The organism is Bacillus sp. CH_70 (genome assembly GCF_038007045.1).
Classification (GTDB): domain Bacteria; phylum Bacillota; class Bacilli; order Bacillales; family Bacillaceae_G; genus Bacillus_A; species Bacillus_A cereus.
This window is the reverse complement of sequence record NZ_JBBOWL010000001.1, coordinates 2,440,393-2,451,861: the sequence shown is the minus strand read 5'-3', so window position 1 is coordinate 2,451,861 and position 11,469 is coordinate 2,440,393. Positions and strand designations below refer to the sequence as shown.

Below are 11,469 nucleotides of genomic sequence, written 5' to 3'. Positions count from 1 at the left end.
TACCGTATTTTTTCTATAGTCGAATAAAATGACATATTCACCAATGAGGATTTACTTCATCCTTTATATACTTTCTTTACTTATCTCTGAATTTCCGTTCCCACTTCCCATTAATGCAGGATAAATAAATACATTCTATCGAGTTAACCTTTTCTTATAAATTACGACTAGAAACACACATAACAATAGGATTGGAACTATTACAGTCCACTTATTAAATATAAATATCTCTGTACTCACTTTTTGTTTTTCTTTCTCGTTTAACTCCACACGCACACCTCGAACTAGCAATCTATTGGTGTTTACTCCATAAGGCGTACACGTAATTAAAGTTGTATAATCTTTATTTTCTACAATTTGTAGATCGTCCGTTTCGTGTGGTAACACTACTTTAATTTGATCTACTTTATAAGCAAGAACTTTGTCTAAAGAATGAATATAAAAAAGATCTCCTTCACTCAACTTATCTAAATCTGTAAATAATTTTGCTGATGGTAAACCACGATGCCCTGTTAAAATAGTGTGCGTATTTTCTCCACCTATCGGGAGCGAAGAAAAATCTAAATGACCTATCCCGCGGCTCAATACTTCCTCAGATGTCCCTTGATAGATTGGCAGTTTTATATTGATTTTCGATATTTCAATATACCCCATTACATCTCCTAAATTTAACGCATCAGCATATGCTTGATGATTACTTTTTTTTTCAGAAAATGGATCAGTAAATGTTTTCGTGGAAGTGTGAACTTGTTTATTATATTCGGCTGCTTCTTTTTCCCTACGTTCGACTTCTTTCTTTTGTAGCGCTTTGATCTTCTTATCGTAAGAGCTAATCTCAGAATAATGTGCACGAGTCGCCAACCAATTACTAATAGTAGGATATAAAAAAACACCTAATCCAAATAAAAAAATACCTCCCAAAACAAGATTTCGTTTCATATTTCCACCTCTGTATATGCTTAAATATCGAAAAGAGGGAAGCATTTTGCTTCTCCCCTTTTCCCATAGTTACATGTTCCTAAAATCTTAATTATTAGCAAACTTTTTTCTAAAGAAAACAAATGCCGCTGTAACCATTAACGTAAGGCCTATTACAGTAAAAAGAGTCGTTCCTATGCCACCCGTTACCGGAAGAACCCATCCACTTTTATTATTTTCAATCGTTAATTTAACCGTTTGATTATTTTCGCTAATCTTTACATCAATGGGATCTTTTAATAATTGATAAGAAGCTTTTGTACCATCTTCTTTTGTATATGTTGGTGCTTTCGTTTCAAAAATTTGATAGTCTCCATATGGAATGTTAGACCATTTAATAACACCATTTTCATCTGATACACCTGTTACTTCTTTTCCTGCTACAACAACTATTTTTCCATTTTTATCTTTAAGTACAAACTCTGCACCTTTTAATTTATTCTTATTAGCACCATCAATTTTTGTTAACTCAATTATTCCAGTTGTCGGAACAACAACTACAGGTTTAGATTCCTTTTCTCCAATTACGTCATTTTTATTTGTAAAATCAATTTTTGCTGTATTTAAAATTTCCGAACCAGATGGTACTCCTTCTTTTACTTGAGATTTAATTTGCAAATGAAATTCTTTTTTACCATCTAATTTTGTGAAATCTTTTACTGTAGCTGTTACCTTTTGACCTTCTATAGCTACCTCTACAATGCTTGCATTTACTTCTGCTCCATCAATTTTCACGATTGGCTTTCCTTGAATCACTAAACGATTATCCAAAGTATCTGTTACCACATATTTTTTGTATTCCTTAATGTCTTCTGGAATTAATGTTTTAATATCATAATTATAATTAGTTAACGGATTGATTGGTAACGCTTCCAATTTTCCGTTAATCTTTTTATCAATTGTTGGTTCTTCATAGTTTTTCACTTCTAATTTAACTACTGTACCAGAAGTAATAGTTCCATCTTCATTAATTGTTCCGGAGTTCTTAACAAAAAACTCACGTTTAGTTGGATCTATTACATAGCCTTTCGGAGCTTTTGTTTCTTGGAAATAGTATTCTCCATACACCAATCCTTGCACGCGAATATGACCATTAGCATCTGTTACTAACTCTTTTTTCACTTCTGTACCGTCTTTTTTAAATAAAGAGAATACTGCACCTGCTAATGCTTTTTCATTTACACCAGTTTTTATTAAATCAACTGCACCACGTTTAACCTCATTTTTAGGATACATGTGAACATCATAGTTTAGCACCTTACCCTCTTTATTCGTTAATGGGATATCCACTGTATACGTATTGGGATTTAGATTCACATGTGGAGGTCCTGCCACTTCTTTCACCTCATAACGTCCTAGCGGAAGATCTTTTAATACAGCTTGTCCGTTATCATCTGTTACTACTTGCGTTGGAGTGGCTCCCATTACAGGTTTCACGTCTTCTTTTACGATTTTCCCATCGTTTGAAATTTTTTCAAAAGAAGCAACCCTTTTTACTTCAAACGTTACACCTTTTAATGGTTTCGCATCTTTTGGCACCTCTTGATTTGCAGAACCGTCACCTTCTAGTCCCTGCGCTCCATCTTTTTCTTGTTCATACTTATGAATCGTTAAAGTACCTTTAGATGGTGAATCCGCCTTTACTAATACACTAGACCATGTAGAAAATGTTAAGAAAAACACTAAAAGCACACTAAATATTTTTTTCATTTCTCTTATCCCCTTTACTACTTCTATCATTTTAAAAATCTCTTTATTACTATTACCTTCTTAAAAGCAATAGTGTGCCAAGTATCAGATTTAAACGAATAACATAAAACATAGTCGTCCAACAATCCATTGTTTACAATCACTTATTCACTTTTCTTATCTTCTATTATTACGTTGTCTCTCCACATGATATATGTAATTTTCTCCCCTAAATTACACTTATATCCCTATTTCAAGAATCATTACATTTGTTACATAATAGCTTTTCACTGCTAATTTCGACTAGTCACTTACTGTCAATCTATTAATTTCTCACTTCCTATCCCTATTTAAAATCCAATCTTAATCATTTTTTAATACATATAAGTAATAACCAACAAATAAGTGTGACGATTCATATTTTACGCTACTGTCCAAAACTATTACCTGTATATTCAAATAATATGTGCTATTCATGTTAAATTATGGTATTATTCTTAGAAGTTTATAACTTTTATTTATATTTTTTATTAATAAAGATTTTCCGTTTCTACTTATGAAAAAAGGAATATATGTTTATTTAACTATTACGCATAACTGTAAGGAGGAAGAATATGACTAAAAAGCTCAGTCTAGTTGAGATAGAGTACATTTGCAATATGTTTTTCCAATCTTTTGAAATTCCAGTTTGTTTTTTAGATTGTAACAAAAATATTCTTTTAGAATTCACATCAAAAAATGATTCACAATCGTTGTATACATCAAAAATAGAACAGTTACATGTGCTTTTTCAGAGAAATGATACATATAATTCCCCCATCTTCAGAACTCACGAACATCTAGGGCACTTTATTTTAATTCACATAAAGAGCGATTATATGGTGAACGGTACTGTTATTATTGGGCCCTTGGCACATGTAAATTTTTCTACAAGTAAAACGGATAGTAACCTTAATTTCATTCCAAATTATAAAAGAACAAGAGACCATTATTTTTCATTGTCAGTCAAAGATCAAAATTTCTTTGTAAATATAGCAATATTGTTCTATAACATTCTCTATAAAAAAAATTCAGATGTAAGCACCTTTTCAAATAACAGTGACTCACTTCATATAAGTCATAGCAGAATCTTAAACGAAGATGTATATATTTCAATGCAAAAAGACGAATCCATTTATCATAATTTATATATAGAGCAGCAATTACTTGGTTCTATAGAAAACGGGGATAAAGAAACCGTACTCAAATATTATTACGAATTCCAACAAGAGACTCTTTCATCTTTATCTTCATTCCATCAATTAAGACGTCATAAAAACATTTGTATTTCATCCATCACGCTCGCTACTAGATATGCGATAAAAGGGGGACTTCCATCTGGGATTGCTTACAAAATTTATGATTTACATATTCAAAGAACAGAAGATTTAAAAGACAAAGAATCTGTTTGGGATTTATTAAAAAATGCTTTTTGTACCTTTGCAGACCGTGTAAAGGCACAAAAAACACAGCAACATTCACAGACTATTGCTATCTGCAAAAACTATATTTTTAAAAATATTTACAATCCAATATCTGTTAAACAACTTGCTAAATTTGCAAATGTGAATTCAGATTATTTATCTATATTATTTAAAAAAGAGGTCGGTATTTCATTAATTGAGTACATTCAACGTGAACGAGTCGAAGAAGCAAAGAAATTATTAACTTTCACCACCTATCCTTTATCAGACATATGCGCTTCGCTTAATTTTAGCGATCAAAGCTATTTCACTAAAATTTTTAAAAAATTCACCAACGAAACACCTGGTAAATACCGAAAATCTCATGTGGTCATTTAGAGTGACACTTCCATTAAAACAAAGTATTTTCAGTAACTTATCAATGGCAAATTAGAAGTACTCCTATATTCATGAGCTATAGGATTTATGCTATTTTCAAATCAAAAAACACGTTACTATTCTTTTATTTTAATGAGAATAGTAACGTGTTTTATATGTAATATAGTTCTGTAGACAAAATGGCATCCAACTGTGAATTTTTATAAAAGCCAAATGTACCGCTTAACTATTAAAATCTTAATAAGTAAAAAATCCATATTTCGTTTTATTTACTTTCTACTTTATTTCTTTTGAATACTCAACTCTTTTCTTCAAACGAATAATCCCTACTATTATTTTTGTATCTTTCTAAATTTGCGAATCAAAGTGAGTACTGTACCTGCAATAATCATCAATATGCCGATTGCTGCACTGTTAGTTGTACTTACACCCGTCTTTGGCAGCTCCTTATATGTATATTCTTTTTTATCGGTATTACTGTTATTTGAGATATTATTGTTATTTGTCTTATTAGCAAGACCATTAGGTTTGCTAGTTTCTTTATCTTTCACTAATACTTTTTGTATTGTATTTACCTCATTACCCACGGAATCTCTTACACTATATATTATTTCATAAGTACCAGCTTTATTTGTATCTATAGTTCCTTCATACGCTACTTTAGAAGTAAGGTCACCGTCTTCTTTGTCAGTAGCTGATACTCCTATCAACGGATCAAATTGATCACCCTCAGTAATTGAAGTTGTAGCAGGTACTTTTAGTATTGGTTTATCATTTTTAACTTCTTCTCTAACTTTGACCGTTACAGTTTGCTTTGCCGTTACTTCATGACCTTTAGAATCTGTAACCGTGTACGTTAATATGTAAGTACCGGCTTTAGATGTATCTACTTCACCATCAACTTTGATTTTAGAAGTGAGATCACCGTCTTCTTTATCGATAGCTAATACTTCTGCCATTGGAACAAATGAATCTCCTACATGAATTGTCGCTCCAACAGGCACTGTTAATTTAGGTTCTAAATCTGATGTTTCTCCATTTTTCTCAACAATTACAGTCTGTGTTGCCGTTGCATTCCGCCCTTGAGAATCAACAACCATGTATTCCACAATGTATGTACCTGATTTTGAAGTATCTACATCGCCTTTATGCTTTACTTTATTTGTTAAATCACCATCTTCTTTATCAACAGCTTTTACATTTCTCATTGGATCAAACGTATCTCCTACACGTAGTGTAATGGTACTCGGTACAGTTAACTCTGGCGCTTGGTTTTCTACTGTTTTTTCGTTTTCTTTCACTGTTCCTGTAATTTTTGCCGCATCAAAAGCGTTTTGGACTGCTTGAACTTCAATTGAGTTCGTTCCATATTTATTAGTTGCAACTGTAAGGCATGCCAATCTCAATTCAGAGAAATTAGAAGTCATGTTTAATTCATCAGTATTTGCATAATAGAAAATATCAAACATTTTATCTTCACCAATACCATTTACATTTACACCGTTATGAGTACCACCTTGTGCAATTAAATACGCAACTTTATTAATAATACTTGAGTTAAAATGAACGCCTCCATAATCCTCTCCATTTAAATCATTATATTTACTATAATCATCAGGATACGGTAGTCCTTCTGAAAAATTAATTGCAGTTGGATTTTTCATATTACGAAAAGTCGATCCAGTTTGTTCTCCTATTGTCCAGTTAAATTCCCCATTATTTATGTATTTCTCTATAGCCGTTCCCATAATATCAGATAATGCCTCGTTAATCGCCCCAGATTCTCCTGAAAATTCAAGGTTAGATTCGCTTGATGTAACTGCATGTGTAAATTCATGACCCGCTATATCGAATGCTTTTACCATAGGATCTCCATATAAAAGCATACTAATGTTATTAATATTAGTACTAAATGCATTCTCCCAATTTTCAGGATCATTTGTTCCTCCAGAATCCCATGCATGTACAACTGAAACTACTTTTTTTCCTTTATTATCAAAACTATTACGCTTATATTTTTCTTTATAAAAATCGTATACCTTTGTTGCTAAGAAATGAGCGCTTACCGCCTTTGGATCATTAAATGTTGTTGAAACGCTAGTTGCTAGTATACCAGGATAATAACTTTCTTCATTTGTAATATCTCTATAATTTACATCATATGTCTCAATTCCTTGTCCTCTTGTATAATCAGCAAGCGCATAATTCCCATTGGTCTGTTTAGAAATACCAAATGTACGAGTTACGCCTAAATCATCTTTTCCTGTTCCAGTTAATGATGTGAAATTGTTAGTTTTATTTTCCTTAACGGATTCAACATACTCTTCACTTATTTTCAAACTTGATTCTTGTACCATATCTTTTAACATATCACCATTATGAGCATTCACTAAATAAGTTCCAGATACATAATTTGGTGTTGTAGCAGCAAATGTAACTTGATATGCGTTGCTAGCCTGCCCATGATTTTCATCAACAAAAATAACTGCCTTAACTTCTGGCTCTGAAATAAATTTAGTATCGTTTCCGTACTTTTTATAAATATATTGTTTTGCTTCTTCTTTTGATAAATTAATAGGTTTCTTTAAATCTTCTTGTGTTAAATTTTGTGCGCTAGCTCCTGAAATGCTTTTAATAATACCTTTTTTATCTACGTGAGCAGTCAACTGGTGGCCATATACTTCTTTTCCTTCATAAATTTGTTGCATGCGGACAAGTGTAGTTCCATCATAAGAACCACGTTTTTGAAGAACCTTGTAATCTACTCCTGTTTCTGCACTAACTTGTTTTGGAGACAAAGCATGCTCCGTATTTTCCTTAAGCGCATCTTTCACTACATTCTCTGGTGCCTTTTTTGATGGTTGTGTAAGATCACCTGTACGGAACGAATCCTCTTGAATTTCAACTTGCATTTGACCAGGTTCCTCTGCATGACCTACTCCATATGATGTTACACTTGTTAAGATGAATCCTGTTGTTAATGCAACTATAGCTATTTCTTTTTTATTTCCCATGATATTTACCTCGTATAAATTTCTATTATTTATATGAAACTGCTAAAATGTATACAATCTATTCCTAACATAAAAAGATGACTTTTGTAATCTACAAAAGCCACCTCTTCAATATGTAATATCCCTAAAATGTTTTTAATACATAATTTCTATACAAAAAGAAAAAAGCATTCATTAACGAGCATTTTGCAATACTTTTATTAGGTCATTTATATTTTCAACTTTCTGCTGAAACTGATCAAGTCTGCTATGTAACAATGAAGGATTTTTATCTTCAGTTGAAATAACTTGTTTTAATTCGTTTTCTAATTTATCATACATATCAAAGAAATTATCAAATTCTACACTTACAAGCTCTTCATTTTCGCGATAGAATCTTTTTGCTTCTATATAAGTCATATATGATTTATTTAAAAATCCTAATGAAATTAAATATTTAGAAGTGTTTTCTTGATAAATAGCAATATCACACGCAATTTTAATATCAGAATAAGTCTTTTGAACGAGACAATGCAATTCAAAAATCTTAAACTTTAATCCATTATTCATTTCATCCCCTCCCATCGTATCTATTCTACATAAAATTAGAATATTATACAAAGAAAATTATTAGCATGAAATTGACAATTTAAAAAATAACTTAAGGATAAACAAAATCCCTCTCATTATAAATTATAGTTGCGGAGCATTTACCAACATAACAGCAAAATAAAAAGCGAAAAGAATAAATCTTTCCGCTCTTAGAGTAATAAATACATTTCATATTGCGCTAAAGAATTCTTTTCAAATCCACATTTCTTAAGAAAACCTTCCAGTAAATTATTGTTAGGAAACCCAATTGATAAACTTGATAAATTTAATTCTTCTCTTGCTACTTGTAATAATTTCATCCCAACACCAATATTTCTATAATCTTTGTCTACGAAAATAAAACTAATTTTACCTTGTTTATTTACACATAGAGAGCCTTTTAAGTCATTATCGACATATGCACCATAAAATACATTATTTGTTTTTTTGATATAATCAATATCATTTTGCCAATTTATATGGAAGTTTAACCATTTCTGAATTTCATCTTTAAAAGTTGGAAATTCTAATTGTTTTACTTCAATATCCTTACAATCTTTATTCATTATTTTAGTCAAATCATTTAAATTATAATAAGAAAGATCGTACACTTTTTCATAGCCCAACTTATTATAAAAATGAATCGCTCGGTCGTTTCCTACAATGACTTCGAGAAAAAGTTGCTTACATCCATGTTGAATCGCCTCTTCTTTATGCAGTTCAAATAATTTTTGACTCACACCAATACCGCGGTAATTAGGATGAACCGCTAAAGTTCCACAGCGCATAGTCTTTATACTTTCATAATCCTTTATACCACCTAATATTACGCCAACTGATTTGTCACCGTCTAAAGCAAGAAAAGAATGTTCTAGCAAATTACCTTCTGGTCCCAAAAAACGGTGTATAAAATCACCTTTTGAAACTTCCATCTTAATAATATAATCGGAAAATCCATCTTTAAAAGCTTCATATACTAAATCAATATTTACTTCACTACATCTTTTATATTGAATCATATAAAATTGCCCTCCAATTGCTTGTATTAACCTCAACATGTACCCATATAATATATTCCATCTATTATAAATTTCAGCTCTTAATTTGAAATGAACGGACATTTCCCTACATATAACTTACTATTAATTTGTTTTATAACAAACTATCTATTATTTACTACATTAATCTCATAAATACGCAAAAAAGCAATTAAATGCTCACATGCTCTTTCGCATGCTAGCATTTTAAAGATTTTTTGTTCTTCTTTCGTTTTATCATTTGCTTGATCTGAAGCAGCTTTTAAACATAGAAATGGTTTTTTATTTATTTGGCATACATAGGCGAAAGCTGCTACTTCTTGATCAACTGCCAATGCTCCATATACGGTATGGAGTAAATATCTCATTTCTGAACTACGAATACGTTGATCTCCGGATAAAAATGTACCGAAATGTATTGGATCATATGATCGTATTTTTTTTATTCTTCTTACAAGTGATTTTGTTGTTTCAATAGGTGCTGTTCTACCGTTATATAAATTAAAAGCATCTTCCCCTGAGCCAGCTGCAGTAACATCGTGTTGTATTGCGTTTAGTGCCACTACAATATGACCGTTTTTCACCTTGTTTGATAAACTTCCGCATATTCCTGTCATAAACAACTCATCTGGCTGAAACTCACTAATTAACAATTGTACACAACTAGCGCAGCTTACTTTACCGACACCAGTAACAACTGATATAATTTCCAGCTCATTAATAGTATGAAAATGAAATTCCCAAGCTGCTCTTTTTTCAACACGTTCACTCGGATAATGTTGATGCAAATACGTCAGTTCTGGTTCCCATGCAGATACAATTGCAATACGTTTCATTACACGCTTCACTTCCCCTATTGTCATTTAAATAAGTTATCTATACTTTCTCGTTCATAATCTGGAATCCATTCTTTGTATTTCTTATATAAATCTCGTATTATTTCTTTATTCTTCGCAATTACTTCACATCCTCTATCATCATACATAAACATGACAATATCTTTCGTTTCATTTATGAGAAATACATCTGGATAAGAAATTTCTTTTTTTCGTCCAAATCGAGGATACAGAGCAGAGAAATCCTCGTGATTAGCAGCTTGTATAAGCAATTCATACTTAATATCTTCCGCAAGACATTTTAAAGAAAAATGATATGTACAATATAAAGTGAAACTTTAATCAGTGGGGGTTTTGTTCATCCCCACTGATTATTAGTTGAACCAATCGGGCTTTTAGGGGCAGTTGATTCCCACCTACCTTCTTTGCTTTCGCTGAATTTTGAGGTGGGGGTCTTACTGCCCGTTAATGCGGGATAAATCTGCTTCTTCATCTTCAAATAGAAACGGTAATGTTTCTTGTCTTATATGAAATCTTAAATCTCTTTTCTTAATATATTTATTGTATACATTTATTTTCTGTGGAGTTTTTATGTTTTCCTTTTTAAATCTATAAACATTTGTCACTACAAATACTACATCTTCTTTTGAAAATATGTCTTCAAATAAGAATTTATTATATGTATATAGTTGAGAAAAGTATTCCATATTTAAATCGTCGGTTCCTTCTACAATTTGATTTTTATCTTTTCCGAAATCAAATTGTAAATGATTTTCCCACTGAGATAATAAGTAGGGTCTAATGTAACTCCTGGAAATGCTTGATTCATATATTCTTTTAATTGCATTTCCTTGTCCTTTCTACTGTACAATTCTTTTTAAATCCCAATATGCTTTTTCTAGCCACGGGTGTATAACTTTCAATGTATCTTTCCTTTCCCACAAATATGAAATATATACAAAAGCTGCTTTTTCCAAAGATTTTTCCAATCCTTTTTTTATTTCTATTAAATATGGTGGTGTCCCCTTTTGATCCCATTCTATTTTATCTGCAACAAATAATACTAAATCCATTTTCGTTGCATGTTTACGCAACGTTGTATGGCAACAAATTGCATTTAAAATTTCTTCATCTTCTACTTTAAATATTTCTTTTGCGATTACTCTCGATAATTTTTGATGAATAATCATAGGAAATTTTCTTTCTGCTTCCACTATTTCTACCCCAAATTCTTCAGCAACTGCAATCCGCTCCTCGTTCGGAAAAATTCCACTAATATCATGTAAATATCCTGCAATTGCTGCTTTTTCTTTATCTACGTGAAACTTTTCTGCAATCTTTTTTGCCTCAATTGCCACACGAATTGAATGTTTATATGTAAACTCTTTATTATATTTTAGTAGAAAAGCTTTAATATCATTGTCTATTTTTCCAGTTGGAGTAAATAAATATATATCATTACATAACATAGAAAATCCCCCTTATAACTAACTTCCATTATAAT

Annotated in this window: 8 protein-coding genes and 2 pseudogenes; 1 reads left to right on the top strand and 9 read right to left on the bottom strand. The window is 31.3% G+C overall.

The features are described from left to right. Positions 1-135 precede the first annotated feature (135 nt). Both N2V79_RS12430 and N2V79_RS12425 read right to left on the bottom strand, forming a co-directional pair. Positions 136-939, bottom strand: a complete 804-nt coding sequence (locus N2V79_RS12430; protein ID WP_075719284.1) for a class C sortase — start codon at positions 937-939, stop codon at positions 136-138. Between the two features lie 87 nt (positions 940-1,026). Beyond that, positions 1,027-2,688 carry an LPXTG cell wall anchor domain-containing protein gene (locus N2V79_RS12425; protein WP_088021984.1) on the bottom strand — a complete coding sequence of 554 codons (1,662 nt, stop codon included), beginning with the start codon at positions 2,686-2,688 and terminating at the stop codon, positions 1,027-1,029. Between the two features lie 593 nt (positions 2,689-3,281). Here N2V79_RS12425 and N2V79_RS12420 point away from each other — a divergent pair. Then, complete coding sequence (locus N2V79_RS12420) at positions 3,282-4,508, top strand: AraC family transcriptional regulator (protein WP_340719909.1); 1,227 nt, start codon at positions 3,282-3,284, stop codon at positions 4,506-4,508. Between the two features lie 332 nt (positions 4,509-4,840). Here N2V79_RS12420 and N2V79_RS12415 read toward each other — a convergent pair whose 3' ends face one another. From N2V79_RS12415 to yqeK, 7 genes and pseudogenes are all read right to left on the bottom strand, one after another. Beyond that, the gene (locus tag N2V79_RS12415) at positions 4,841-7,522 is read right to left on the bottom strand and encodes a M4 family metallopeptidase (protein WP_340719908.1); all 2,682 of its coding nucleotides are present in this window, start codon (positions 7,520-7,522) and stop codon (positions 4,841-4,843) included. Positions 7,523-7,696: 174 nt separating this feature from the next. Continuing rightward, positions 7,697-8,071 (bottom strand): hypothetical protein, encoded by a 375-nt coding sequence (locus N2V79_RS12410; RefSeq protein WP_001059022.1) that lies wholly within the window; start codon positions 8,069-8,071, stop codon positions 7,697-7,699. Positions 8,072-8,262: 191 nt separating this feature from the next. Then, positions 8,263-9,111, bottom strand: coding sequence for a GNAT family N-acetyltransferase (locus N2V79_RS12405; protein ID WP_242806436.1), 849 nt, complete (start codon positions 9,109-9,111; stop codon positions 8,263-8,265). 143 nt (positions 9,112-9,254) lie between these two features. After that, positions 9,255-9,992, bottom strand: coding sequence for a 5'-methylthioadenosine/S-adenosylhomocysteine nucleosidase (gene mtnN, locus N2V79_RS12400; RefSeq protein WP_053564445.1), 738 nt, complete (start codon positions 9,990-9,992; stop codon positions 9,255-9,257). Continuing rightward, a pseudogene (locus tag N2V79_RS12395) lies at positions 9,989-10,294 on the bottom strand (DUF3885 domain-containing protein); the annotation flags it as partial. The pseudogene N2V79_RS12395 and the gene mtnN, both read right to left, overlap by 4 nt. Before the next feature lie 150 nt (positions 10,295-10,444). Beyond that, positions 10,445-10,812: pseudogene (locus N2V79_RS12390) on the bottom strand (DUF3885 domain-containing protein); the annotation flags it as partial. Between the two features lie 13 nt (positions 10,813-10,825). Next, positions 10,826-11,434 carry a bis(5'-nucleosyl)-tetraphosphatase (symmetrical) YqeK gene (gene yqeK, locus N2V79_RS12385; RefSeq protein WP_340719907.1) on the bottom strand — a complete coding sequence of 203 codons (609 nt, stop codon included), beginning with the start codon at positions 11,432-11,434 and terminating at the stop codon, positions 10,826-10,828. Positions 11,435-11,469 lie beyond the last annotated feature (35 nt).

Coding starts and splice junctions, on each gene's coding strand:
- N2V79_RS12430 (WP_075719284.1), bottom strand. CDS start 939: ATGAAACGAAATCTTGTTTTGGGAGGTATTTTTTTATTTGGATTAGGT.
- N2V79_RS12425 (WP_088021984.1), bottom strand. CDS start 2,688: ATGAAAAAAATATTTAGTGTGCTTTTAGTGTTTTTCTTAACATTTTCT.
- N2V79_RS12420 (WP_340719909.1), top strand. CDS start 3,282: ATGACTAAAAAGCTCAGTCTAGTTGAGATAGAGTACATTTGCAATATG.
- N2V79_RS12415 (WP_340719908.1), bottom strand. CDS start 7,522: ATGGGAAATAAAAAAGAAATAGCTATAGTTGCATTAACAACAGGATTC.
- N2V79_RS12410 (WP_001059022.1), bottom strand. CDS start 8,071: ATGAATAATGGATTAAAGTTTAAGATTTTTGAATTGCATTGTCTCGTT.
- N2V79_RS12405 (WP_242806436.1), bottom strand. CDS start 9,111: ATGATTCAATATAAAAGATGTAGTGAAGTAAATATTGATTTAGTATAT.
- mtnN (WP_053564445.1), bottom strand. CDS start 9,992: ATGACAATAGGGGAAGTGAAGCGTGTAATGAAACGTATTGCAATTGTA.
- yqeK (WP_340719907.1), bottom strand. CDS start 11,434: ATGTTATGTAATGATATATATTTATTTACTCCAACTGGAAAAATAGAC.